The 25,849-nt window shown below is 47.4% G+C and carries 27 protein-coding genes; 25 read left to right on the forward strand and 2 right to left on the reverse strand.

The window, feature by feature from the left end:
- Window positions 1-10: 10 nt before the first annotated feature.
- From sdhD to LZG75_RS07385, 21 genes are read left to right on the forward strand one after another with little or no spacing between them, the layout of a single operon-like run.
- On the forward strand, window positions 11-376 hold the full coding sequence (gene sdhD / locus LZG75_RS07285) for a succinate dehydrogenase, hydrophobic membrane anchor protein (protein ID WP_233936868.1): 366 nt from the start codon (window positions 11-13) through the stop codon (window positions 374-376).
- Window position 377: 1 nt separating this feature from the next.
- Window positions 378-2,156: a succinate dehydrogenase flavoprotein subunit gene (sdhA, locus tag LZG75_RS07290; RefSeq protein WP_233936876.1), complete on the forward strand. Its 1,779-nt coding sequence runs from the start codon at window positions 378-380 to the stop codon at window positions 2,154-2,156.
- A 27-nt stretch (window positions 2,157-2,183) separates the two neighbouring features.
- Window positions 2,184-2,888 (forward strand): succinate dehydrogenase iron-sulfur subunit, encoded by a 705-nt coding sequence (locus LZG75_RS07295; protein WP_233923646.1) that lies wholly within the window; start codon window positions 2,184-2,186, stop codon window positions 2,886-2,888.
- 10 nt (window positions 2,889-2,898) lie between these two features.
- Entirely contained in the window at window positions 2,899-3,168 is a 270-nt protein-coding gene (locus LZG75_RS07300) for a succinate dehydrogenase assembly factor 2 (protein ID WP_233936885.1), read from the forward strand.
- A 51-nt stretch (window positions 3,169-3,219) separates the two neighbouring features.
- A complete protein-coding gene (gene gltA, locus LZG75_RS07305; protein WP_233936888.1) occupies window positions 3,220-4,533 on the forward strand; it encodes a citrate synthase in 1,314 nt (437 codons plus the stop codon).
- A 19-nt stretch (window positions 4,534-4,552) separates the two neighbouring features.
- The gene (gene leuC / locus LZG75_RS07310; RefSeq protein WP_233923643.1) at window positions 4,553-5,962 is read left to right on the forward strand and encodes a 3-isopropylmalate dehydratase large subunit; all 1,410 of its coding nucleotides are present in this window, start codon (window positions 4,553-4,555) and stop codon (window positions 5,960-5,962) included.
- Between the two features lie 39 nt (window positions 5,963-6,001).
- Window positions 6,002-6,265 carry a hypothetical protein gene (locus LZG75_RS07315; RefSeq protein WP_233923642.1) on the forward strand — a complete coding sequence of 88 codons (264 nt, stop codon included), beginning with the start codon at window positions 6,002-6,004 and terminating at the stop codon, window positions 6,263-6,265.
- A gap of 31 nt (window positions 6,266-6,296) precedes the next feature.
- Window positions 6,297-6,944, forward strand: coding sequence for a 3-isopropylmalate dehydratase small subunit (gene leuD / locus LZG75_RS07320; protein WP_233923641.1), 648 nt, complete (start codon window positions 6,297-6,299; stop codon window positions 6,942-6,944).
- An 18-nt stretch (window positions 6,945-6,962) separates the two neighbouring features.
- A complete protein-coding gene (leuB, locus tag LZG75_RS07325; protein ID WP_233923640.1) occupies window positions 6,963-8,033 on the forward strand; it encodes a 3-isopropylmalate dehydrogenase in 1,071 nt (356 codons plus the stop codon).
- 32 nt (window positions 8,034-8,065) lie between these two features.
- Window positions 8,066-9,250: an aspartate-semialdehyde dehydrogenase gene (gene asd / locus LZG75_RS07330; protein ID WP_233923639.1), complete on the forward strand. Its 1,185-nt coding sequence runs from the start codon at window positions 8,066-8,068 to the stop codon at window positions 9,248-9,250.
- Complete coding sequence (locus LZG75_RS07335; protein WP_233936890.1) at window positions 9,237-10,751, forward strand: FimV family protein; 1,515 nt, start codon at window positions 9,237-9,239, stop codon at window positions 10,749-10,751. The genes asd and LZG75_RS07335 overlap by 14 nt, the downstream gene beginning before the upstream one ends.
- A gap of 23 nt (window positions 10,752-10,774) precedes the next feature.
- The gene (gene truA / locus LZG75_RS07340; protein WP_233936898.1) at window positions 10,775-11,656 is read left to right on the forward strand and encodes a tRNA pseudouridine(38-40) synthase TruA; all 882 of its coding nucleotides are present in this window, start codon (window positions 10,775-10,777) and stop codon (window positions 11,654-11,656) included.
- Window positions 11,657-11,659: 3 nt separating this feature from the next.
- Entirely contained in the window at window positions 11,660-12,328 is a 669-nt protein-coding gene (locus LZG75_RS07345; RefSeq protein ID WP_233923636.1) for a phosphoribosylanthranilate isomerase, read from the forward strand.
- Window positions 12,329-12,367: 39 nt separating this feature from the next.
- A complete protein-coding gene (gene trpB, locus LZG75_RS07350; protein ID WP_233923635.1) occupies window positions 12,368-13,561 on the forward strand; it encodes a tryptophan synthase subunit beta in 1,194 nt (397 codons plus the stop codon).
- 3 nt (window positions 13,562-13,564) lie between these two features.
- Window positions 13,565-14,377 carry a tryptophan synthase subunit alpha gene (gene trpA / locus LZG75_RS07355; RefSeq protein ID WP_233923634.1) on the forward strand — a complete coding sequence of 271 codons (813 nt, stop codon included), beginning with the start codon at window positions 13,565-13,567 and terminating at the stop codon, window positions 14,375-14,377.
- A gap of 21 nt (window positions 14,378-14,398) precedes the next feature.
- Window positions 14,399-15,292, forward strand: a complete 894-nt coding sequence (accD, locus tag LZG75_RS07360) for an acetyl-CoA carboxylase, carboxyltransferase subunit beta (protein WP_233923633.1) — start codon at window positions 14,399-14,401, stop codon at window positions 15,290-15,292.
- Window positions 15,293-16,618 (forward strand): bifunctional tetrahydrofolate synthase/dihydrofolate synthase, encoded by a 1,326-nt coding sequence (folC, locus tag LZG75_RS07365; protein WP_233936900.1) that lies wholly within the window; start codon window positions 15,293-15,295, stop codon window positions 16,616-16,618.
- Window positions 16,619-16,621: 3 nt separating this feature from the next.
- The gene (locus LZG75_RS07370; RefSeq protein WP_233936908.1) at window positions 16,622-17,443 is read left to right on the forward strand and encodes an SPOR domain-containing protein; all 822 of its coding nucleotides are present in this window, start codon (window positions 16,622-16,624) and stop codon (window positions 17,441-17,443) included.
- Window positions 17,443-18,009, forward strand: a complete 567-nt coding sequence (locus LZG75_RS07375) for a CvpA family protein (protein WP_233936910.1) — start codon at window positions 17,443-17,445, stop codon at window positions 18,007-18,009. Before LZG75_RS07370 ends, LZG75_RS07375 begins: the two co-directional genes overlap by 1 nt.
- 4 nt (window positions 18,010-18,013) lie before the next feature.
- Window positions 18,014-19,549: an amidophosphoribosyltransferase gene (gene purF, locus LZG75_RS07380; RefSeq protein ID WP_233936912.1), complete on the forward strand. Its 1,536-nt coding sequence runs from the start codon at window positions 18,014-18,016 to the stop codon at window positions 19,547-19,549.
- Between the two features lie 5 nt (window positions 19,550-19,554).
- Window positions 19,555-20,772, forward strand: a complete 1,218-nt coding sequence (locus tag LZG75_RS07385) for an O-succinylhomoserine sulfhydrylase (RefSeq protein WP_233936914.1) — start codon at window positions 19,555-19,557, stop codon at window positions 20,770-20,772.
- A gap of 15 nt (window positions 20,773-20,787) precedes the next feature.
- On the opposite strand, the gene LZG75_RS07390 is transcribed toward LZG75_RS07385, so the two are convergent.
- Together LZG75_RS07390 and modB are read right to left on the reverse strand one after the other, a co-directional pair.
- Complete coding sequence (locus LZG75_RS07390) at window positions 20,788-21,921, reverse strand: ABC transporter ATP-binding protein (RefSeq protein WP_233936916.1); 1,134 nt, start codon at window positions 21,919-21,921, stop codon at window positions 20,788-20,790.
- Window positions 21,915-22,577, reverse strand: a complete 663-nt coding sequence (modB, locus tag LZG75_RS07395) for a molybdate ABC transporter permease subunit (protein ID WP_255696446.1) — start codon at window positions 22,575-22,577, stop codon at window positions 21,915-21,917. Before modB ends, LZG75_RS07390 begins: the two co-directional genes overlap by 7 nt.
- Window positions 22,578-22,804: 227 nt before the next feature.
- Here modB and LZG75_RS07400 point away from each other — a divergent pair, with 227 nt between their 5' ends.
- From LZG75_RS07400 to LZG75_RS07415, 4 genes are all read left to right on the forward strand, one after another.
- Window positions 22,805-23,122: a helix-turn-helix transcriptional regulator gene (locus LZG75_RS07400; RefSeq protein ID WP_233936922.1), complete on the forward strand. Its 318-nt coding sequence runs from the start codon at window positions 22,805-22,807 to the stop codon at window positions 23,120-23,122.
- 12 nt (window positions 23,123-23,134) lie between these two features.
- Window positions 23,135-23,326: a DUF2892 domain-containing protein gene (locus LZG75_RS07405; protein WP_233923625.1), complete on the forward strand. Its 192-nt coding sequence runs from the start codon at window positions 23,135-23,137 to the stop codon at window positions 23,324-23,326.
- Between the two features lie 40 nt (window positions 23,327-23,366).
- Window positions 23,367-24,731: a sulfite dehydrogenase gene (soxC, locus tag LZG75_RS07410; RefSeq protein ID WP_233936928.1), complete on the forward strand. Its 1,365-nt coding sequence runs from the start codon at window positions 23,367-23,369 to the stop codon at window positions 24,729-24,731.
- Window positions 24,732-24,792: 61 nt separating this feature from the next.
- Window positions 24,793-25,836, forward strand: a complete 1,044-nt coding sequence (locus LZG75_RS07415) for a c-type cytochrome (RefSeq protein WP_233936930.1) — start codon at window positions 24,793-24,795, stop codon at window positions 25,834-25,836.
- Window positions 25,837-25,849 lie beyond the last annotated feature (13 nt).

Consider the following 25,849-nt stretch of genomic DNA (forward strand, 5'->3'; position numbering starts at 1 on the left):
AAGGAACAGGATGTCAATTTATAACGTTGGTCCGCGTCGTCTCGTTGTTGGTGCGCATTATGGCTTAAAAGAATGGTTGATTCAGCGCGTGACTGCGGTGGTGATGGTGGTCTTCACCTTGATTTTATTGGGCGACTATGTGCTCAATGGGGGCGCAAATTACACCGCTTGGGCTAGCTTGTTCAGCAATCAATTCATGAAGCTGCTGACCTTACTGGCTTTTCTCAGTCTTTTTTATCATGCTTGGGTAGGTATGCGTGACATTTGGATGGATTACATTAAGCCGGTGGGAACGCGCTTAGCTTTACAAGCCCTAACAGCTCTGTGGTTGATAGCTTGCACTGCTTACGCTATTCAAATTTTGTGGAAAGTGTGAGATGACAGAGATTCAAAAAGTATTACCGCGACGTCGTTTTGACGCAGTGATTGTTGGCGCAGGCGGTTCTGGCATGCGCGCCTCACTGCAACTCGCTGAGGCTGGGCTAGATGTGGCGGTGCTAAGTAAAGTATTTCCAACCCGTTCACACACCGTTGCTGCACAGGGTGGAATTGGCGCTGCCTTAGGTAATATGAGTGAAGACAATTGGCACTATCACTTTTACGATACGGTGAAGGGCTCCGATTGGTTGGGTGATCAAGACGTGATTGAATTTATGTGCCGCGAAGCGCCCAAGGTTGTGTATGAGCTCGAACACTTTGGGATGCCCTTTGATCGCAATCCCGATGGCACCATTTATCAGCGCCCCTTTGGCGGACACACGGCGAATTATGGTGAAAAGCCAGTACAGCGTGCTTGCGCCGCAGCTGACCGAACTGGGCATGCAATGTTACATACCTTGTACCAACGCAATGTGATGGCTAAAACCCATTTTTATGTGGAGTGGCTAGCGCTCGATTTAATTCGTGATGCAGCTGGCGATGTCGTCGGTGTTACTGCGCTAGAAATGGAAACAGGCGAGCTGTATATTCTTGAAGCCAAAATTGTGATTTTGGCAACGGGTGGGGCGGGGCGCATTTGGTCTGCTTCAACCAATGCCTATATTAATACTGGCGATGGGATGGGCATGGCAGCACGCGCTGGTATTCCTTTAGAAGATATGGAATTTTGGCAGTTTCACCCCACTGGAGTAGCCGGAGCTGGTGTATTACTAACTGAAGGCTGTCGTGGCGAAGGTGGCGTATTGCGCAACAAAGATGGCGAACGGTTTATGGAGCGTTACGCCCCCACTTTAAAAGATTTAGCGCCCCGCGATTTTGTCTCGCGCTCGATGGATCAAGAAATTAAGGAGGGTCGGGGTTGTGGCCCGAACGGCGATTATGTCGTGCTCGACTTAACCCATATTGGCGCTGAAACCATTATGAAACGCTTACCCTCGGTCTATGAAATTGGTATGAACTTTGCCAATATTGATGTGACTAAAGAGCCGATTCCAGTGGTGCCAACGATTCACTATCAAATGGGTGGTATCCCCACTAATATTCATGGTCAAGTTGTCGTACCCAAAGACGGTAATCCCAATCATATTGTGCAGGGCCTCTATGCCATTGGAGAGTGCTCATGTGTTTCAGTACATGGTGCCAATCGTTTAGGTACCAATTCTTTACTTGATTTATTGGTCTTTGGGCGCGCTGCGGGTAATCATATAGTTGCAGCCAATTTAAAAGACCGTGAGCATAAGGCCTTACCAGTAGATGCAGGCAGCAAGAGTGTGGCGCGCATAGCTAAGTTAGATGCTTCTACTAGCGGTGAGTATGCGCAAGATGTAGCCAACGAGATTCGCAAAACTATGCAAACCTATGCGGGGGTATTTCGCAATCAAACATTAATGGATGAGGGCGTACGCCAAATGGCGCTGTTGACCGAGCGGGCGAATCATTTATGGGTTAAAGATAAGTCACAAATTTTTAATACTGCGCGAATTGAGGCTTTAGAAATCGCCAATCTCATTGAAACGGCCAATGCCACCATGATTTCTGCAGCGGCACGCACAGAAAGTCGCGGCGCCCACTCACATGATGACCATCCAAAACGAGATGATGTGCATTGGCTAAAGCATTCATTGTGGTTTAGTGCGGGTAATCGTATGGATTACAAACCAGTGCAACTACAGCCGCTAACCATTGAATCTGTACCCCCAAAAGAACGCACCTTTTAATGCCTATTTGTAGACGAAAGAATTGAAATGAGTGATACCCGTATTTTTGAAATCTATCGTTACGATCCCGAGACCCATGACGCGCCTCGCATGCAGCGTTATGAAATTGAATTAAGCGATGAGCGCATGTTGTTAGATGCTTTAATTACTTTAAAGAAGATGGACGAAACCATTTCTTTTCGGCGCTCGTGTCGCGAAGGTGTTTGCGGTTCAGATGCCATGAATATCAATGGTAAAAATGGTTTGGCCTGCTTGACGAATATGCGTAGCTTGCCCAAAACCATTGTGTTGCGTCCGCTGCCTGGGTTACCGGTCGTACGTGATTTAATTGTTGATATGACCTTGTTCTTTAAGCAGTACTTATCGATTAAACCGTACTTAATTAACGAGACCCCACCGCCCGAAAAAGAGCGCTTACAAAGCCCCGCTGAACGTGAAGAGCTAGATGGCTTATACGAGTGCATTTTGTGCGCTTCTTGTTCTACTGCTTGCCCGTCATTTTGGTGGAATCCCGATAAATTTGTTGGACCTGCGGGCTTGTTACAGGCCTACCGCTTTATTGCCGATAGTCGTGATGAGGCTACCGCACTTCGACTTGATAATCTCGAAGATCCTTATCGTTTATTCCGTTGTCATACGATTATGAATTGTGTAGATGTTTGTCCTAAGCACCTGAACCCGACAAAGGCCATTGGCAAAATTAAGGAGTTGATGGTTCGTAGGGCGGTATGAAGCTAGCAAAATGAGCTTAACTTCGGCCGAACGCTATCGTTTGCATGCGGGAGCGCGACGGGGATTATTGGAAAACGATTTAATTTTGGAGCGTTTTTTTAAGCGCTACGGGGCAGTTTTGGATCAAGAGCAAGCTGTGGCTTTGAGTCAATTATTGGCTTTAGACGACAATGATTTACTTGAGCTGTTATTAAGTCGTAGCAATACCGTCGCAGCCCTGGGAAATGCGCTGGAATCGCCGGTCTTGCAGAAATTATTGTTGATGTTGCGGGAAAAATAAGTAGCACAATTGCACTACCGATTGTTAATTTGGAACCCTTGAGGATGAATCATGATTGAATCCGACATTAAAGCGAAGCTTTCTTTTTCTGATGGCACACCCGATATCGACTTACCTATTTATAAAGGTACGGTAGGGCCTGAGGTGATTGACATCCGCAAACTCTATGGGCAGACGGGTAAATTTACTTATGATCCTGGTTTTCTTTCAACCGCTTCGTGCAGTTCGAAAATTACGTTTATTGATGGCGACAAAGGCGAATTGCTCTATCGTGGGTATCCAATTCAAGATTTGGCTGGTAAATGCGATTTCTTAGAAATTTGTTATTTACTGCTCAAGGGTAAATTACCCAATCAAACTGAAAAGAGCGGCTTTGAAGAATTGGTTATGCATCACACTATGGTGCATGAGCAAATGCAATTTTTCTTGCGCGGTTTTCGTCGTGATGCTCATCCCATGGCGGTCTTAACTGGGCTAGTTGGGGCAATGGCCGCTTTCTATCATGATCAAATCGACTACGCCGAACCCATGGCGCGTCATATTGCTCAAATTCGCTTAATTGCTAAAATGCCTACCTTGGTAGCAATGTCTTATAAGTATTCAATTGGGCAGCCTTTTATTTATCCCGATAATTCTCTTTCATACACCGCTAATTTTATGCGCATGATGTTTGCTACACCGTGCGAGCCTTATAAAATTAACCCGGTCTTAGTTAAGGCCTTAGATCGAATTTTTATTCTGCATGCCGATCACGAGCAAAACGCTTCGACTTCAACTGTGCGTTTATGCGGATCTTCTGGTACCAATCCATTTGCGGCTATTTCCGCCGGTATTGCTTGCTTATGGGGTCCAGCGCATGGCGGGGCAAATGAAGCTTGCTTAGATATGCTCACTAATATTCAAAATAATGGTGGTGTGGAAAAAATTGGTGAGTTTATTGCCCAAGTCAAAGATAAAAATTCAGGCGTACGTTTAATGGGCTTTGGTCATCGGGTCTATAAGAACTTTGATCCGCGCGCAAAATTGATGCGTGAAACTTGTTATGAAGTCTTGAATGAACTTGGTTTAGAGAATGATCCCCTCTTTAAATTAGCTATGACCCTTGAGAAGATCGCTCTGGAGGACGAGTATTTTGTTGGCCGTAAACTCTATCCTAACGTCGATTTTTATTCGGGTATTGTGCAGCGCGCCTTAGGCATTCCTACTGATATGTTCACTTGTGTATTTGCCTTAGCGCGTACGGTAGGCTGGATTGCCCAATGGGAAGAGATGATTACTGATGCAGAATATAAAATTGGTCGACCACGGCAATTATTTATTGGTGAAACCGAAAGAATAGTGCCAGCAGTTGCTGAGCGAAAATAAGTCTCTTTAAGGAATTTGCATGGCCCGCACCTTGTATGACAAATTATGGGATGACCATGTCGTCTATTCTGAAGATGATGGCACAGCCACGCTTTATATTGATCGACAGTTATTGCATGAAGTGACTAGCCCTCAGGCCTTTGAAGGGCTGGCTTTAGCGCAGCGCCCAGTTTGGCGTATTTCAGCCAACTTAGCGGTTTCCGATCACAATGTGCCAACTACCGATCGGGCTTTAGGTATTGCCGACCCGATTTCTAAATTGCAAGTCGACACGCTCGATCAAAATTGTGATCGTTTAGGTATTACCCAATTTAAGATGAATGATTTGCGTCAAGGCATTGTGCATGTCATCGGCCCTGAGCAGGGTGCAACGCTGCCGGGTATGACGGTGGTCTGTGGTGATTCACACACTAGTACCCACGGCGCGTTTGGGGCCCTCGCATTTGGTATTGGTACTTCAGAAGTTGAGCATGTTTTAGCTACCCAAACCTTGCTGATGAAAAAAAGTAAGAATATGTTGGTGCGCGTAGAGGGTCGTTTGCCTCCCGGTAGTACTGCTAAAGATATTGTCTTGGCTGTGATAGGGCGTATTGGCACCGCTGGCGGCACAGGTTATACGCTTGAATTTGCTGGTGAAGCAATTCGTAATTTATCGATGGAAGGGCGCATGACTGTTTGTAATATGGCCATTGAAGCTGGTGCTCGTGCAGGTTTAATTGCAGTTGATGAAACGACGATTGATTACATTCAGGGGCGCCCTTATAGCCCTAAGGGCGAAGTGTTGCGCCATGCTTTGCAATATTGGAGAAGTTTGCATTCGGATGCAGATGCGGTATTTGATCAAGTGATTGAATTACGCGCAGAAGAAATTCAACCGCAAGTAACTTGGGGCACCTCGCCAGAGATGGTCTTGGCCATTGGTGAGCGTATTCCCGATCCAGAAAAAGAACGTGACCCGAATAAGCGCTTAGCGATGGAGCGTGCTTTAGAGTACATGGGGCTCATTCCCAGCATGCCGCTGACGAGTATTCAGCTCGATAAGGTATTTATTGGTTCATGCACTAATAGCCGCATTGAAGATTTACGTGCAGCAGCCAAAGTGGTCGATCGTTTAGGCAAGAAAGTTGCCGCAAATATTAAGGTCGCCATGGTTGTGCCTGGATCGGGCTTAGTCAAAGCGCAAGCCGAACGCGAAGGTTTAGATCGGGTTTTTAAAGCTGCTGGCTTTGAATGGCGCGAGCCTGGATGTTCAATGTGTCTAGCGATGAACGCCGATCGTTTAGAACCGGGCGAGCGGTGCGCCTCCACTTCCAACCGCAATTTTGAAGGTCGTCAAGGTGCTGGTGGGAGAACCCATTTAGTTAGCCCAGCGATGGCGGCTGCTGCTGCAATTGAAGGTCATTTTGTCGACGTTTGTAAAATTGCGTAAGCAAATTCATTCGAAAAAACATCATAAAGGGGTGAAGAGATGAAATTAATTAATCACCGTGCTCAAACAGCGCGCCTTATAGTCTTAGCGCAAGGCATTGTTCCCGCTACGCTCATGGTGCTGATGAGCGTAGGCTGCACAAATACGGTTACCGGCATGGGTAAAGATATTCAAAAAATGGGCCAATCGATGAATAGTCAAAGCAGTACCTCTGGAACGGCGGCTAAAGCCAACCCGAGCGACTCGTTAAGTCAGGGCAAAGATGTTGTGGTAACCCCCGTAGTAGTTACACCAACAAAATAAAGCAAAACACTAGCGTAATGGAAATAGCGTAATGGAGAAATTTACGGTTTTTACAGGTTTGGTTGCGCCGCTGGATCGCGAGAATGTCGATACTGATGCGATTATTCCGAAGCAATTTTTAAAGTCGATTAAAAAAACTGGCTTTGGACAAAACCTATTTGATGAATGGCGCTATAAAGATCATGGTGAGCCAGGCCAAGATTGCAGCATTCGCCCGCTCAATCCCGATTTTGTTTTAAATCAAGCGCGCTACAAAGGCGCCGGTATTTTGTTGGCGCGTAAAAATTTTGGTTGCGGTAGCTCGCGGGAGCATGCGCCCTGGGCCTTAGCGCAATATGGCTTTAGGGTAGTGATAGCCCCCAGTTTTGCAGATATTTTCTTTAATAATTGTTATAAAAATGGCCTATTGCCCGTTGTTTTAAGTGAGTCGCAAATTGACCATCTTTTTCACGAAACTTTAGCCTTTCCGGGTTACGAGTTAACTGTCAATTTAGAACAACAAGAAGTGAATGCGGGCGATAATCACGTCTATGCATTCGACATTACGCCATTTCGAAAATATTGTTTAACGAATGGGTTTGATGATATTGGCTTAACTTTGCAGAGTGCCGATAAAATCAAGACCTACGAAGCTGAGCGCTTGTTGCGGATGCCTTGGTTAAATACTCAATTGCCCTAAGGGCACACAAAGGTTTTTATGAAAATTGCGGTTCTCCCTGGTGATGGTATTGGGCCAGAAATTATTGCCGCAGCGGTCTCGGTGCTGGAGGCCTTAGGGCCATCATTCGATTTAGAGTTTGCACCTGTTGGGGGAGCGGCTTATGATCTGGCGGGACATCCTTTGCCGCCCGCAACCTTAGCTTTAGCTCAGTCTGCCGCGGCGATTTTATTTGGCGCTGTAGGCGACTGGAAATACGATACATTGGCCCGAGAATTACGCCCTGAACAAGCCATTCTAGGTTTACGTAAACACCTTGGTTTATTTGCTAATTTTCGGCCAGCGATTTGTTATCCCGAATTAACCGCGGCCTCGAGTTTGAAGGCCGAAATTATTGGTGGGCTCGACATCTTAATTGTGCGTGAACTCAATGGCGATATTTACTTTGGCGCGCCACGGGGAATTCGGGAATCAAGCAACCCGCTGTTTTTAGGTGCCCGCGAAGGTTTTGACACTATGCACTATAGCGAGCCAGAAGTTGAACGTATTGGTCGGGTTGCATTTGAGGCTGCTCGTAAGCGGCATAAAAAAGTATGTAGCGTAGATAAAGCGAATGTTTTAGAAACCTCCCAACTCTGGCGCGATGTAATGACCCGCCTGAGCCAAGACTATAGCGACGTGGAATTAAGCCATATGTATGTCGATAATGCGGCGATGCAATTAGTTAAAGCCCCCAAGGCATTTGATGTAGTGGTAACGGGAAATTTATTTGGCGATATATTATCTGATGAAGCGGCCATGTTAACGGGCTCAATTGGGATGTTGCCATCGGCATCATTGGATAAAAATAATAAAGGTTTATACGAGCCCAGCCATGGCTCAGCACCCGATATTGCGGGGCAGAATATTGCCAACCCCTTGGCCACCATACTTTCAGCAGCGATGATGTTGCGCTATTCATTGGGTCTGCCCGCTGAGGCCGAGCGGATTGAGCGGGCAGTACAAAAGGTATTGAGTCAAGGTTATCGCACCGTCGATATTTATACACCCGGTACTCAGCAGCTGGGAACGCGTGAAATGGGCGAGGCAGTGGTGAAGGCTTTATCCTAGAGGTACTATTTCAATTTTTTATTAAGTAATACATGGTTAATTCTTCAGTTGAACGGCAATCCAGTAATCCACCTTTAGTAGGCTTGGTGGGTTGGCGCGGCATGGTTGGTAGCGTGCTCCTAGAGCGCATGTTGGCTGAGCATGATTTCGATTTAATTGAACCCATTTTTTTTAGCACTAGTAATGCTGGGGCTGAAGTCCCTTTATTCGGCGGACAAAAAGTCGCTAAAAAAATGAGCACGTTACAAGACGCGAATGATTTGCAAGCCCTTGGGCGTTGCGACATTATTTTGACTTGTCAGGGCGGCGATTACACCAAGGCCATTTTTCCGCAACTGCGCGCTAGTGGCTGGAATGGCCATTGGATTGACGCTGCCAGTGCTTTACGGATGCAGGATGATGTAGTTTTGGTGTTAGATCCGGTGAATCGCTCGGTAATTGATGCTGCCTTGGCTGCCGGAAATCGGAATTGGATTGGCGCGAACTGTACGGTTAGTTTAATGATGATGGCCATTGGGGGTTTATTAAAGGCAAATTTAGTTGAGTGGGTGAGCGCCATGACTTATCAGGCTGCCTCGGGTGCAGGCGCACAAAATATGCGTGAACTTTTGCTACAAATGGGTGCTGTGCACGCTGCAGTACAAAGCGATTTAGCCAATCCAGCCACTGGAATTTTAGAGATTGACCGAAAGGTCAGCGCGCAGTTACGCTCGGCAGATTTCCCCACCACGAATTTTCGCAACACAGCTTTAGCTGGTAGTGTGATTCCATGGATTGATGAGCCAGTTGAGTTTGGGCAGACCCGAGAAGAATGGAAGGGTGGCGCTGAGCTGAATAAGATATTAGGTAAGCCGCCATTTCGGGCGCCCGGCAGTATTGCGGTAGACGGTATCTGTGTGCGAGTTGGGGCGATGCGTTGTCACTCGCAGGGCTTAACCGTGAAACTAAAGCGCGATATTCCGCTGACAGAAATTGAAGCGCTCTTGGCTGCCGATAGTAGCTGGGTAAAAGTTATTCCTAATGAACGCGTGGCGACCGAGCGCGAGTTATCGCCAGCCGCAATTAGCGGCACTTTAACCGTTGCCATTGGGCGTTTACATAAGCTAGCAATGGGACCAGAGTTTCTTGGGGCTTTTACCGTGGGCGACCAACTAACTTGGGGTGCAGCAGAGCCCTTACGGCGTATGTTGCGCATTCTGCTCCATGCCGATACTTAATTTGGGCTGCACACCACAGCGGTTCAGTTTTTTCGCTGTATTGATTTGGCTGGTTGCCTTAGCATGGGGGCATTCGGCGATGGCAGTTTCCTTAGGCTCGCCTTTAGTTACTTCGCAGCCGGGCGAACCTTTTCGCGCAGAAATTCCATTATTACTGTCGCCAGATGAGATGTCGCTAGTTGAGCAAATGACAGTAGAGGTGCCAAGCTCAGCGACTTTTGATCGATTTAGTATTTCTAAGCGAGTTTTAGAATTAAAACCCCAAGCCCAAATTCGGCTGGGGAAATCGGCAGCCGGGCAAAATCAATACCAACTACTGATTCAGTCTGACCGCGCGCTAAGCGACCAACAGGACCCTTTTTTAGATTTGCTCGTGCAGTTAACTTGGCCCTCAGGAAACATCAGCAAAGTCTATTCCTTATTAGTGGTTGATGCGCAAAAAGTTGTGGTGCAGCCAGGGCAAACCTTAAGTGAAATTGCACTGCAAATGGCGCCTCAGCTGGGCGGGGCCAGTTTAGATGAGACATTGTTGGCTTTATATAAAGCGAATCCCGATGCCTTTGCGGGCGGCAGTATTCATCGCCTCAATGCTGGCGCTGAACTGTATAAGCCCAGCCAAGCATTGCTGCAATCGATCACTCCGGCTGCAGCCAAAAGCTTTGTGTCTAAAAGCAATGAAACCTGGGTAGAGTTAAAAAAATCGGGCGATAGTAGCCCAACTAAAAATCCAGATTCTAAACTAAATGTAGCTTCTAAATCCTTGAAAGAAAAGGAAATTAATAAAAATGAACCGAATCAAGAAGCCCTTGACCGTTTAAAAATTGGCCCTGGTATTGGGGTTGGCGCCGAGCAACGGCGTTTTCAAGAAGAGCTGGTGATGCAAGAGCAGGCTTTATCCCAAGCGCGGGTTCGCGCAGCTGAGCTAGAAAAAAATATTGCCGATTTACAGATCTTATTAAATCAGCAGAAGGCAGAGCAGCAGGGGGCTAAACCCCCCCCATCCTTTACTTGGGGGCCGGTGCTATTGGTCGTCAGTTTATTGCTTTTAACGGGGGGTTTGTTTTGGCTTTTAGCGCGTTACACCCGTCAAGCGGAAACGCGTCAAGCGTTTCGAGTTAACGAAACTTCAGGCGGTCCTTTTCAGCCAGATTCACCTCAGCATGCCGCTCAGCGCGCATACCCAGAAAGCGTGGGCTTACCAGAAATGCCCGCACGTGCTAAGGCCCTGTTTGCTGGTCTCAATCTTGATTTGGATACCCCCCCGCAATTTGAACGGGTTGATCCGCAACTGAGCGCTAGCTCCTTACCCCTTGCGTTTGAGACCTTACAGGTGAAATTCAATTTAGCGCGAGCTTACGTCACTATTGAAGATTTTGTAGCCGCACGTACTTGCTTGAATGAGATTATCTGCGCTGAATTGGCTACTGATATTCCAGCTCATGCGACTCTTATTGTTGCTGCACAACATCTCTTGCAAACCTTAAATGAGCGTAGCGTTTAAGGTGAAGTGGTGAGGATAAGCTAATGGTTGCGCCCAGCAAACGTATCGCCCTAGGCTTGCAATATGACGGCAGTTCATTTTCTGGTTGGCAATCACAACCAAATGGTAATACCATTCAAGATCAATTAGAGCAAGCGCTTGAGCGTTTCATTGCCGCCGATTCAACCGCTTTGCCACTGCGGGTGACCGCTGCGGGCCGGACTGATGCAGGTGTACACGCCTTAGGGCAGGTAGTGCATTTTGATACCGTAGTTGAGCGCGACGCTTGGTCATGGGTGCGCGGTTTAAATCGCTACTTACCGCAAACCATTGTGGTGAATTGGGCACAGCCAGTTCCGATTGAATTTGATGCGCGTTTTTCGGCCTACGAGCGTACGTATATTTACGCCTTACACGCAGGACCATGTCGGGCGCCGACCGTAGCAGAGCGGGCAGGCTATTTAATGCTGCCAGCACAACAATGGTTTGATATCGCCGCCATGCGAGCCGCAACTGCTTGTTTAATTGGCCAGCATGATTTTTCTGCTTTTCGGGCGGCAGAGTGCCAAAGCAACACTCCCGTTAAACACCTCTACGAAATTACTTTACTCGACAAGGAGCCTTGGCTATTTTTTAAAATTCGCGCCAATGCTTTTTTGCATCATATGGTTCGTAACCTTGTGGGCAGTTTAATTGCGGTTGGCTTGGGTAAGCAATCAAGTGCTTGGATGGCGACCGTGCTAGCTTCTCAAAATCGGCAGATTGCGGCGCCGACGTTTGCAGCCGATGGTTTATATTTGACCGCAGTAAAGTACCCCAGTGAATTTGCTATTCCCGAGCCTTGGCTCAGGCATTCTTGGTTGCCTTATGGGGCGCTGGAGGCTTTAGGGTTTCCACCTTCAGAAGTCCAAGAGGCTTATCCTTAGCATATGGGTTTACTTCAATACTCTCCTGGGAAAACCAGAATTAAAATTTGCGGCTTAAGGGATGCGGTAGCAGTGAATGCAGCCGTTCAGGCTGGCGCAGATGCGATCGGCTTGGTTTTTTATCCGCCTAGCCCACGAGCTATTTCGATCGAGGCAGCGCGCCCCTTAATGCAGCACATACCCGCTGGGGTCGATGTCGTTGCCTTGTTAGTGAATCCCAGCGAGGCTGAAGTTGAGCGCCTGCGCACCAATTTGCCCATTACTTTGTGGCAGTTTCATGGGGATGAATCTCCCGCCAACTGTATCGGGCTCGCAGCGGGCCAACCTTGGCTTAAAGCAGCCAGAATTGGGGAGAAATTCGCCTTTGCCAATTTTTCCCTACAATATGACTTAGCTAGTGCTTTTCTCTTAGATGCTTTGGTTGCAGGATATGGGGGGGGCGGGCTACCTTTTAATTGGCAAGGGATTCCACAGTCATGGGTAAGCGCAAACGCGCATCGGGTCGTTTTGAGTGGTGGGTTGAACGCGCACAACGTCGGCGAGGCCATTGCTCGCTTGCGACCTTGCGCAGTGGATATTTCGAGTGGCGTTGAAATTGCCAAAGGCGTAAAAGATCCAACGCTAATCCGTGAATTTATTGAAGCGGTGCGCGCTACCGATACACCCAATTAACCCTTAAAAGCGGTTACTGATTAATTAGAAGAGGTACTTATGTACGATAAACCCGATTCCCGCGGTCACTTTGGCCCTTATGGTGGAGTGTTTGTTTCTGAAACCCTGATGTTTGCTTTAGAGGAGCTCAAGCAGGCCTATGCCCGCTATCAACACGACCCTGAATTTTTAGCTGAATTTCACCGCGAGCTTAAGCATTTTGTTGGCCGGCCTTCACCGGTTTATCACGCAAAACGGTGGAGTGAAATGCTTGGCGGCGCGCAAATTTATTTAAAGCGCGAAGATTTAAATCACACCGGCGCCCATAAAATTAATAACGTTATTGGTCAAGCGATGCTTGCCAAGCGCATGGGCAAGCCGCGCATTATTGCGGAAACTGGCGCGGGCCAGCATGGGGTTGCTACAGCTACCATTTGCGCCCGCTACGGTCTGGATTGCACCGTTTACCAAGGCTCGGTCGACGTTGAGCGGCAAGCCCAAAATGTCTACCGCATGAAGTTACTAGGCGCTAAAGTCGTGCCTGTTGAGTCGGGTACGAAAACGCTTAAAGACGCCTTAAACGAAGCCATGCGTGACTGGGTGACGAATGTTGAAGATACCTTTTACATTATTGGTACTGTGGCAGGGCCCCATCCTTACCCAATGATGGTGCGTGATTTTCAAAGCGTGATTGGTGAAGAATGCAAAGTGCAAATGCCAGAAATGATTGGCCGTCAGCCCGATTATGTTTTAGCTTGCGTTGGCGGCGGTTCAAATGCCATGGGTATTTTTTATCCCTATATTGAATATCCTGAAGTACAACTGATTGGCGTCGAGGCTGCTGGTCGTGGCATTGCTAGTGGTGCGCATTCAGCAGCTTTATGCGCTGGCAAACCCGGTATCTTGCATGGTAATCGCACTTACTTGTTGCAAGACGATAATGGCCAAATTGCAGAAACCCATTCGGTTTCTGCGGGGATGGATTATCCAGGGGTAGGGCCTGAACATGCCTGGTTAAAAGATTCTGGTCGCGCTGATTATGTGGCCATTACCGATGCGGAAGCACTCAAGGCATTTCATGACTGCTGTCAAATTGAGGGCATCATTCCTGCGCTTGAGTCGGCCCATGCAATTGCCTATGCATGCAAAATGGCGCCCACTTTAGCTAAAGATAAAACGATCTTAATTAATCTCTCCGGGCGCGGTGATAAAGATATGCACACTGTTGCATTGGCAACGGGTTCAGAGGGCTAGTTCATGTCAAAAATTCAGGCTCTGTTTGCCGATTTACACCGTACTGGTAAAAAAGGACTGATCCCTTTTATTACTGCGGGTGACCCCGACCCGGCCTCGACAGTCGAGTTGATGCATGCTTTAGTGCGGGGTGGTGCGAATTTAATTGAGCTGGGAATCCCTTTTTCTGACCCAATGGCCGATGGTCCAGTCATTCAGCGCTCTTCGGAACGGGCTTTAGCCAAAGGGGTGACGTTGCGGCAATGTTTAGCGATGGTGCAACAGTTCCGCTCCAGCGATAACGCGACACCAGTGGTCTTAATGGGTTATGCCAACCCCGTTGAGCAAATGGGTGCAGAGTCTTTTGCGCAGCAAGCTAAGGCCGCTGGGGTAGATGGCGTACTGATTGTGGATTATCCGCCTGAAGAGTGCATTGATTTTGCTGCGTTGATGCGGGTAGCTGGAATTGATCCTATTTTCTTGTTAGCCCCCACTTCTTCGCAGGCACGGATTGAGGCAGCCGCGAAAGCAGCTTCTGGTTATATTTACTATGTTTCCTTGCGCGGTGTTACGGGTGCGGCACATTTAAGCACCCAAGATATTGCCAGCATTATTCCTGCGATTCGGGCAACCACAGCGCTTCCCATTGCTGTTGGCTTTGGAATTCGTGACGCCGCTAGTGCGCGTGCAGTGGCTCATTTGGCCGATGCGGTCGTCATTGGTAGTCGGATTATTCAATTGTTGGAAGAGTCGGTTAAGCAAGGTGAGATGACTGCAGCAGTACAATCACTAGAAAATTTTATGCGTGAAATTCGTGCCGCCCTCGATGCGCAATAAAACTATTAGAGATCATCATTAATGAGTTGGATCGATAAACTACTTCCCCCGCAAATTCAACAAACCGACCCGGCTAATCGCAAATCGATTCCAGAGGGTTTATGGGTCAAGTGCCCCGCGTGCGAAACCGTTTTGTATAGCACCGATATTGAAGCCAACTTGTCAGTTTGTCCTAAATGTGCGCACCATATGCGCATTGGCGCACGGCAACGCCTCAAGGCATTGTTAGACCCTAAACCACAGGAAGAAATTGGTGCGACGATTTTTCCGTTGGATCCATTAAAGTTTTATGATTCAAAAAAATATCCCGATCGCTTAAAAGAAGCTAAAGATGTCTCAGGTGAGAGCGAAGCATTAATTGTGATGGGTGGAAAAATTGCAGGTATTCCTGTAGTGGTCGCGAGTTTTGAATTTCAATTTATGGGCGGCTCAATGGGTTCGGTAGTGGGTGAGCGTTTTGTGCGCGGCGTTGATGCGGCGATTCAACAAAAATGTGCATTCATCTGCATTACAGCTACAGGTGGTGCCCGCATGCAAGAAAGTTTGTTATCGCTTTTACAAATGGCCAAAACCAATTCGATGTTAACGAAGTTAGCGCACCAAGGTTTACCGTTTATTAGTGTTTTAACCGACCCAACTATGGGTGGAATTTCAGCTAGCTTTGCTTTCATGGGCGATATTGTGATGGCTGAGCCGCAAGCTTTAATTGGTTTTGCTGGTCCCCGAGTGATTGAACAAACTGTGCGTGAAAAATTACCCGATGGTTTTCAGCGTGCTGAATTTTTGTTGCAACATGGTGGCATTGATATGATTGTTGATCGGCGCCAAATGCGCAGTGAAATTGCGAATTTATTAGCGCTTTTACAAAGTCGCCCAGCGCCAAACGTTGTTACAGTTTCTGAAGATCTTGCTTAGTTGACTTCAGCACCAGCGAACCCTTACTTTTTTGCAACCCTAGAAGCATGGCTTAGCCACTTAGAGGTAGCGCATCCGCTTGGCATCGATATGAGCCTAGAGCGGATTACTTTAGTAAAAAATGCCTTAGGCCTGCAAATAACTTGCCCTGTAATAACCGTTGCTGGTACCAATGGCAAAGGTTCAACTTGCGCTTTTTTAGAAGCCATTTTGATTGCGGCGGGCTATCGCGTCGCTTGCCATACTTCGCCCCATTTATTGCACTTCAATGAACGCGCTCGCTTGCAGGGCGTGGCTGCAAGCGATGCACAATTACTCGTCCACTTTGCTGCTGTAGAAGAAGCCCGTTTGCGGGTTCCTAACACCCCAACCCTAACGTATTTTGAATTCACTACTTTAGCAATCTTGCATTTATTTGCCCAAGCGAATTTAGACGTAGTGATCTTAGAAGTTGGTATGGGTGGCCGTTTAGATGCGGTAAATATTATTGATGCCGATTGCGCAATTGTTACCAGTATTGATATTGATCACGCCAGTTTTTTAGGGACAACCCGCGAAGCGATTGCGAGAGAAAAAGCTGGTATTTTTCGGGCCGGTAAGATAGCTGTATGTGGTGATCCATTGCCACCACAATCCTTAATCGACTATGCAACAAGCCTAGGTTGCGATTTACATCTTTCCGGTCGCGATTTTCATTTTCAAGGTGATCAACAGCAATGGGCATGGTCAGGAAGGGATAAGCGCTTTAGTGGCTTAGGTTATCCCGCTTTACGTGGCGCCAATCAACTCTTAAATGCGGCGGCTGCGCTTGCTGCTTTATCTGCTTTGCACCACCGCCTACCCGTATCGGCGCAAGATATTCGACTCGGCTTTGCAACAGTGGAATTGCCCGGCCGCTTTCAAGTTTTGCCTGGTAGACCAACTCGTATCTTCGATGTGGCTCATAATCCCCATGCTGCTGCAACCCTTTATCGCAGTTTGGATTCCATGGGTTACTTTCCTTATACCTTTGCTGTTTTTGGAGCGATGGCCGATAAAGATATTGGAGCTGTTTTGCAACCCTTTATATCTTTGGTTGATTATTGGTTTTGTACCGATTTACCCACAGCTCGAGCAGCTAGCGCGTTGGCAATCAAAGCGCAATTGCTCGCTTTGGGCGTAGCGGAAGAGCGCCATAAAGATGGCGGGATCCGCTGTTTTGCCGATCCAGCTAAGGCTTATCAAGAGGCTGTCGCAAAAGCCGGCGAGGGTGATAGAATAGTGGTCTTCGGATCCTTCTATACTGTTGCTGGCGTAATGGCTTATCGAAACAACCTGGTTAATTGATCCATGATTCGTTTACCGAAGCTGTTTAATCGCAATACCAAACCCGAGCCGGTCGGTCGGGTTCCTGTCGGCAGCCGATCGCGAGCCAGCAGTAAATCAGGCGGCGCTTCAAGTGCCTACCAGCGTTCCTCACAAACCCAATCGGCCGATGATCCTGCTTTAACAGAAGATCCTGATCGGCAACGCGCCCGTCATCGTTTAATTGGCGCAGCAGTTTTAGTGCTAATTGCAGTCGTAGGTTTGCCCCGCCTCTTAGATGGAAACCCGAAAACGGTGAGCAATGATATTGCTGTCAATATAGTCACCAGCTTGCCCTTGGTTGGTGCTGTGGTTAGCAGCTCGCCAGCCAATACACCTCCTGTTACAACCCCAGTCATGACACCACCAGCACCTAGCGCACTGGCTGAGACGCCACCAAAGCAAGCGGCGACAGAGTCTGCAACTGAAACTAAGCCACCACCTGTTTATGCCCCGATTACGGTTGCACCAGCAAAAAACTTGGGCTTAGCTGCAGGTGAAGAAGTTGTTAAGCCTAGTTCCAGCGCTTTGGCTGACAATGCTATCCCAGAGGTGAAGACCAGCGGCACAAAGTTTGTGATTCAAATTGGCGCATTTGCCTCAGAAGAACGTGCAAAAGGTTGGATTGCTAAATTAAAAGAACAAAAAATCCCCAATTATGTGTTGAATAGAACCAGTGCTGATGGCACTAAGTTATTTGTTTTACGTGCGGGGCCATTTACCGACAAAGACGCGGCAGAAGCGGCGGAGAAAAAGATCAAGGCAATGGGCTTAAGCCCGCGTTTAGTAGAGGTAGGGAAAGCCTAATGGAACTCCTAGCTTCGTTGAAGTTAACCCCAGTAGATTATGTTGTCTTTACAGTGCTTTTAATCTCGGCCTTGGTGGGCGTGTCGCGCGGTTTATTTAAAGAAGTACTCGCACTATTTTCATGGATCATCGCTGCCTGGATTGCTTATCACTACAGTGAATACTTATCTACTGAGTGGCTGTCGACGTTCAAAATGGATGAGCTCTTTCGTCTTGGTTTAAGTTTTCTGATTTTATTTGTCGCCGCTTTAATTGCCTGTGGCTTGTTGGGCGGCATCATTCAAAAATTAATTTTGTCGGCTGGCCTCAGTTTGACTGATCGTTTTTTAGGCTTAATTTTTGGCTTGTTACGGGGCGTAGTAGTAGTAGTTATCCTGGCAAGCTTGGCGGCTTTAACGCCACTTACTCAATCTACCGATTGGCGCTTAGCAAAAACGCGCACTACTCTAGAAATTGCCACTAGCTTAATTAAAACGTGGTTACCAGCTGATTGGGCTAGTCAATTAGGCGCTTTACCAAAGGGTGCTATCCCAAACCTTGCTTTACCACTCAAATTAGGAAGCTAAGGCTATGTGCGGAGTTGTTGGCAGTGTTTCACACTATCCCGTAAATCAATTGCTGTATGACGCGTTGTTGCTGTTACAGCATCGTGGCCAAGACGCCGCTGGAATTGCCACCATGAATGGCAATTCTTTTGCGATGCATAAAGCTAATGGCTTAGTGCGAGATGTTTTCAGAACGCGGGATATGCGGAGCTTAATTGGTAATGCAGGCATTGGGCAAGTGCGTTACCCAACTGCAGGTTCGGTAAGCAATGAAGAAGAAGCGCAACCATTTTATGTTAGCGCACCGTACGGCATTATTTTGGTACATAACGGTAACTTAACCAATGCACTCAGCCTACGGGTAGAAATAGCCTATCTCGATCGACGCCACATTAACACTAATTCTGATACCGAAGTACTACTTAATGTATTGGCCGATGAATTACAACGCGAAACTAATGACGCGCCTCTAGATGAAGACGCTATGTTTAAAGCAGTAAGTAGTTTATCGCGGCGGGTGAAGGGCTCTTATGCAGTAATCTCGATGATTGCGGGCTATGGTTTACTGGCTTTTCGTGACCCCTTTGGCATTCGTCCTTTGTGTATTGGTCGACTTGATACCGCAGATGGACCAGAATGGTTAATTGCTTCTGAATCTGTCGCCTTAGAAGGTCTTGGCTTTACGTTTGTGCGTGATGTCAATCCGGGTGAAGCCATTTATATTGACCTTGAGGGCAATTTTTCTTGCCGTCAATATGCTGAATCAAGCCTAGTGCCGTGCATTTTCGAATATGTGTATATGGCGCGTCCCGATTCAACCATTGACGGTGTTACTGTTTATAACGTGCGCATGCGCATGGGTGATTACTTAGCAGAAAAAATTCGTGCTGAAACCGATGTTAGTCAAATTGATGTCGTTATGCCCATTCCAGATTCAAGTCGACCCGCTGCTATGCAAGTGGCTAAACGCTTGGGCATCGCTTATCGCGAAGGCTTCTTTAAGAATCGCTATATTGGTCGTACCTTCATCATGCCTGGTCAAGAGGTGAGAAAAAAATCAGTACGCCAAAAATTGAATGCTATGCGCGTTGAATTTAAAGATAAAACGGTTTTAATTGTTGACGATTCAATTGTGCGGGGAACTACTTCCTATGAAATTGTACAAATGGCTCGTGAAGCGGGCGCTAAAAAAGTCATTTTTGCCTCGGCTGCGCCACCCGTCCGTTTTCCTAATGTCTACGGGATTGATATGCCTACCCGAAGTGAATTGGTTGCTTATGGCCGTACCGATGAAGAAATTAACCGCCTCATTGGCGCTGACCAATTAATTTATCAAGACGTTGAAGATATGAAGCAAGCTGTGCGGGATATTAATCCTGATTTAAAGGAATTTGAAGCCTCCTGCTTTGATGGCCACTATATTACGGGTGATATTACCGAGTCTTATCTCGATGCACTAGAAGCCGCGCGCAACTCCGAGTCGGCGCAAGCCGATCGGCAAAAAGACCCCAGCGATTTTGCCCGCTCGCAATTGCATCTGCATTTAGCTACCGAAGATTAAATACCATGACGCGTAAACCCCCTAAGCGATCACCGCTTGATTTTACTCAGCTTGCCCAAGAGACGGTTGCGGTACGCGCTGGCACACGGCGCACCACTGAATTTAATGAGCATTCAGAAGCCTTATTTCTAACGTCTAGCTATTGCTTTAATAGTGCTGCCGAGGCGGAAGCAGGTTTTGCGAATGCGGAAGCTGGCTTTATTTATTCTCGCTTTACAAACCCTACAGTGAGTATGTTTCAAGATCGCTTAGCCGCTCTTGAGGGTGGTGAGGCGTGTATTGCCACCGCATCTGGAATGGCAGCCATTTTGAGTGTAGCGATGGCGCATTTACAAGCTGGCGATCATGTGGTGTGCTCGCGCTCAGTGTTTGGAGCAACCATTCAATTATTTACGACCATCTTAGGGCGCTTCGGCATTACTACAACTTATGTCGATGTTTGTGATAGCAAAGCCTGGAAAGCAGCAGCCCTACCTAATACCCGCATGTTTTACTTAGAGACGCCTTCCAACCCATTAACTGAGTTAGCTGATATTGCTGCGATCGCTAAAATTGCCAAACAAAAGAATGCCTTATTCGTAGTGGATAACTGCTTTTGTACTCCTGCATTGCAGCAGCCTTTAAAGTGGGGTGCAGACGTCGTGATTCATTCCGCCACCAAGTATTTAGATGGTCAGGGGAGGGTCTTGGGCGGCGCAATTGTGGGTAACAAGACTTTCATTATGGGTAAAGTATTTCCCTATGTGCGCACGGCGGGGCCAACCCTTTCAGCGTTTAATGCCTGGATTTTTCTGAAGGGTTTAGAGACCCTCGACTTGCGCATGAAACAGCAAAGCAGTAACGCTTTAGCTTTGGCGAAGTGGTTAGAAAAACAACCGGCGATTGCCCAAGTCTTTCATCCGGGCCTGCAATCGCACTCCCAATATGCTTTAGCACGTCGCCAACAAACGGCGGGTGGCGCAATTGTGTCATTTGTTTTAAAAGGCGGTAAAAAAGCAGCTTTTCGTTTAATCGATCAAACCCGCTTATGTTCAATTACCGCCAATTTAGGTGATACCCGCACAACCATTACGCATCCTGCCACTACGACCCATGGTCGAATCTCGCCTGCGGCGCGCAAAGCAGCGGGGATTAGTGATGGCTTGGTGCGGGTGGCAGTTGGGCTTGAAAATGTCGCCGACCTGATTGCTGATTTCAAACTAGCCCTCAGTAAGAGCGCCTAGTTTTAGGCGACCCATTTAAGCGGCTGGTAATAGTCTGCGTGGATCATTAATAGGGCGCAGGGGCATGATATGAATTTTACTGGCATCAAGCTCTAAGAAGACTGTACTGCCAAGCTGAATTCCCAGTCGTTTGATTTCGGCTGATGAGGCTTCCCAAACCAGCGATTCTTTGCTGGCACCGACGCTAAAACGGACAACTGCGATTTGACCAATAGAGCTAAGGGCCTCAACTTGTGCCGGCAAATAGTGCGGAGCAGCTTGCGAATAGACAGTTAAACCCTCTGGCGGAATAACCCAGGCTACTGGGCTAGCAGGGGGAATTTTACCTTTATCTAAGACGTCAAAATGCCAATCATTCGCCAGCCAATCGAGGCGTCCTGAGTTAAAGATGCCATTAAATACATTGGGAATGCCGACCAAGGCAGCGACCCTTGAATTGCGTGGTTTTTGAAATAATTCATTGGGGGCGGCAGTTTGTAGGCCAATGCCCTGATCAATGACGGTAATGGTATCAGCCAGTAAATTGGCCTCACGTAAATCGTGCGTAACTAAAATCATCGGAATGGCGAGGTCTTGGCGTAATTCTGCCAAAATTCGATAGAGATTTTGGCGGGTAGGATTGTCAATGGCTGAAAATGGTTCATCCAATAGCAGTACCTTGGGATTTCTGGCTAAAGCGCGAGCGAGGGCAACCCGCTGTTGCTGCCCGCCTGAGAGCTGGCCTGGAAAGCGCTCAGCGAATTCACTCAGAGCCATTCGCTCCAGCCAGGTTCGCGATTGCGCAAGCCGTGCTGCCTTAGATAGTCCACTATTTTCTAGGGCAATGGCGACATTATGTAATGCCGATAGATGGGGGAAGAGGGCGTATTGTTGAAATAAAAAACCGCAAGAACGCTGTGCTGGCGAGTAGTTCGTGATGGCTTGATTGGCGATTCGCCCTTCATACCATGTTTCACCAGCACATTCAATGAGCCCTAACTCGGGCTGATGCAAGCCGGCAATTGTTCTGAGGATGGTGGTTTTACCGCTACCCGATGGGCCAACTAAAGCATGCAACTCACCAGCCGCACAGTTGAGATTCAGTTCCAAAGGAATGCGAGAGTGATAGGGGTTGCCGTGTGACTGGCTCTGGATGCGGACTTTCAGCATGAGCCGATCCGTTGGGCGCGCCGCTGACTATTGGCGCCAAAAAAACCATATGAGATCACGATTGCGCAAAGCGAAATACCCAATAACAAGAGCGAAAGCAGCCCTGCGCCTGAGGCATTAAAACTTTGCACTTGATCATAAATAGCAATCGATGCCGTTTTTGTTTTACCAGGTATTGCTCCGCCAATCATGAGAATGACGCCAAATTCGCCTAGCGTATGGGCAAAGGTTAGTACCGCAGCGCTAAGCACACCACGCCAAGCTAAAGGTAGATTAATGCGGTAAAAGATTTGCCAAGCGTTTAAACCGCAGACCTCAGCTGCCTCTTTAAGGGCGTTGGGGATAGCTTCAAAGGCTCGCTGAATCGGTTGTACGGCAAAGGGCAAATTCACTATTAAAGAGGCAATTAGAATGCCGAGAAAGGAAAATACCAAAGGCTCACCAAACAGTGTTTTGCCGCTAAAGCCCACCAATAGGTAATAACCTAAAACCGTGGGGGGCAGCACCAAGGGTAGTGCTAGTAAGGCCTCGAGCCAGGGCTTCCATCTACCAGCCGTGACCAAATGATGCGCCAGCCAAATACCCAAAGGCAAAATAATCAGCAGCGTACAAAAAGCCAGCTGGAGCGATAAGAAGATGGCTTGGGTATCAATCATGGTGGAATCACCGCCTATATTAGCTGAAAGAGTTACTGGGGGCTGGCTAGCTCAATCACTGCGCAGCGGTTTGTTAGCAAAACTAGGGTTTCTACTTACTTTATAAAAATATATTATATTTAATTAGCAAATATTTATTATTTATCTTATAATTGTCGGCATTCATTACCAAGCTTATTGAACAATGTAGATTCAATTGATAACCGCAGATCATCACTAATAAAAAAATGGTACAAATTACCAATAAAATTGATTTAAAAAAAATGCGTCAATCTGCTGATGGCGCATGTAAATTAATGAAAGTGCTCTCGAATCGCAATCGATTAATGCTTTTGTGTGAAATTAGCCAGGGTGAAAAATGCGTCAGCGATTTAGAGGTGGGACTTGGAATTGTTCAGCCCACCTTGTCGCAGCAGCTAACAATTTTGCGGACGCAAAAACTCGTTAAGACGCGCCGCGAAGGTAAGCAAATTTACTATTCATTGACTAGCCCCATTGCTATTTCAGTAATGGAATTGTTGTATCAACACTACTGTAAAAAATAACTAGGAGTTTATATGCAATGCAACGTAGGTAATACAGATCGATATTTGCGCATGGTAGTCGGCGCTGTTTTAATTCTCTTGGCGCTGCTTGGCGTAATTGGCGTGTGGGGTTGGATTGGCATTGTGCCGCTTGCAACAGGTTTTTTTCGCTACTGTCCAGCTTATACCTTACTCGGTATTGGCGGTAATAAAACAGCGAAATAAGTTTACCAAGTTGTAATAATTCAGCGTTTAATTTATGGCCATGAAAGAAAATAGAGTTCGCGCAAAAATCCGTCAGGCCCCAGAAGGTTTTCTAGGCCCGGACTTGATTGCAGAGGTTAATCAATTTGGCTTAGATCAAAAGCGCCGCAGTTTCTTGCGGCAGGGTTTGGCGGCTGCAGCAAGTGGGGCCATTGGTACGGTCGGTACAGGCTTAGCGTTACCTGTTTTAGGAGCGGTTGAGGGCGACCCAGCCATTTTAGAAAAACAGGTGTGGCAAACCACCCTAGGAAAAAACGTCGCCACTATGCCTTATGGTACGCCATCGGTATATGAGGCAAACTTAATTCGACGTGAATCACCAGGGCTTACGCGTGTATCGGCTGCTTCGGTGGCCTTTACTCCGTTGCAAGGGTTATTTGGCATTATTACTCCTAATGGTTTGCATTTCGAGCGACAACATCAGGGCTGGTACAACATCGACCCTAATTTGCACCGCTTAATGGTGAACGGCCTAGTAAAAAATAGCCGCGTATTTACGATGAGCGATTTAATGCGCTTACCATCGGTGTCGCGCATTCACTTTATTGAGTGTGGGGCAAATACGGGCTTGGAGTGGGGTAATGTCGCCGTACCTACGGTGCAATACACCCATGGCATGTTATCTTGTTGCGAATTTACAGGGGTGCCACTCAGTCTTTTATTGGACGAGTGCGGCGCTGATTTAAAAAAAGGTAAATACCTCTTGGCTGAGGGTGGCGATGGTTCGGGAATGACGCGCACAATTAACTTAGATAGCGCACTCAAGGATAGTATTGTGGCTTGGGGCATGAATGGTGAAATGCTACGCCCAGAGAATGGTTTTCCATTGCGCTTAGTAGTGCCCGGAGTGCAAGGGGTTAGTTGGGTTAAGTGGTTACGCCGACTCGAGGTTGGTGATATGCGATACGCTTCTAAAGATGAGGCAGTCCATTACAACGATTTGATGCCTGATGGTTTAGCGCGGCAATACACCTCAATTCAAGAATGCAAATCCGTCATTACCACGCCTTCGGGTGGCCAGCAACTCCTTGAAAAAGGTTTTTATAACATTACGGGCTTGGCTTGGTCTGGTCGCGGCAAAATTAAGCGGGTCGACGTTTCAGTAGATGGTGGTAATAACTGGCGTACTGCCCGCTTAGAAACGCCAATCTTAACGAAAGCACTCACGCGCTTCAATATCGATTGGACATGGGATGGCGCTCCAGCCATTATTCTGTCGCGAGCCATGGATGAAACTGGTTATGTGCAGCCCACGATCAAATTGCTACGCGATGTAAGGGGTACGCGTTCGATTTATCACAATAATGCAATTCAGGCGTGGAAGGTTGATAGCAATGGCGAGGTGAGTAATGTTCAAGTTGGCTAAGCAGAATTGCGCTCGGTTCTTGCGTCATACACTAAACCTATGCTTCGTATTAGCCACGCTGGTGACCCTACCGAGCTTTGCTCAAAATGCTCCCGCTAGTGCGGCATCGAGTTTGCCTCATTATCAAGGTATCGGCAGAATAGCCACCGCAGCAGAAGTGAATGCTTGGGACATTGATGTACGCCCAGACTTTGCTGGTCTTCCCAAAGGATCAGGCTCGGTTGCGCAGGGTCAAGCATTATGGGATGGAAAATGTGCGAGTTGCCACGGTACCTTTGGTGAGTCGAATGAAATTTTTACCCCGATTGTGGGTGGTACAACACAAGATGATGTGAAGTCAGGTCGAGTAGCGTCGTTAAACGACAATAAACAACCTCAACGAACGACCTTAATGAAGGTTGCAACTCTATCTTCGCTGTGGGATTATATTTATCGGGCTATGCCATGGAACGCACCGCGCTCGCTTTCCAGCGACGATACTTTTGCTTTGCTAGCGTATATTCTTTCTTTGGCAGAAATCGTCCCTGATAATTTTGTCTTAAATAACCTCAATATTGCGGACGTGCAAAAGAAAATGCCTAACCGCAATGGCATGACTTTGAAACATGGTTTATGGGATGTGGGTGGAAAGCCAGATGTTCAAGCCAAAGCGTGCATGAATAATTGTGTTGCGTTTGTGCAAATTGGCTCAAGCTTACCTGATCATGCGCGCAATGCGCACGGCAATTTGGCTGAACAAAATCGAGAATATGGGCCATATCGTGGGGTGAATACCAGTCAACCCCCTTTAGCCCAATTACCACTTCAAATAGTTGCTGCACCGAGTACAGCTCAGGTTGCGACGGCTAAAATGAGCGGTCCAAAACTACTTTTTAAAGATAACAATTGCTCTGCTTGCCATGCCGATCATAGTAAGTTGGTAGGGCCATCGATTAGCGATGTGGCCACCAAATATCGGGGTCAGTCTGGCGCTGAGGCTAAACTAGTGGCAAAAGTAAAACAAGGCGGATCGGGAGTATGGGGGCCCATCCCAATGCCTCCTCACCCCGATATTTCGAGTAAGGATTTACAGGTTTTGGTGCATTGGATGCTAACTGGGGAATAAATACCAGTGGTTG

It is taken from the genome of Polynucleobacter sp. IMCC30063, from assembly GCF_021395235.1.
Taxonomy (GTDB): Bacteria; Pseudomonadota; Gammaproteobacteria; order Burkholderiales; family Burkholderiaceae; genus Polynucleobacter.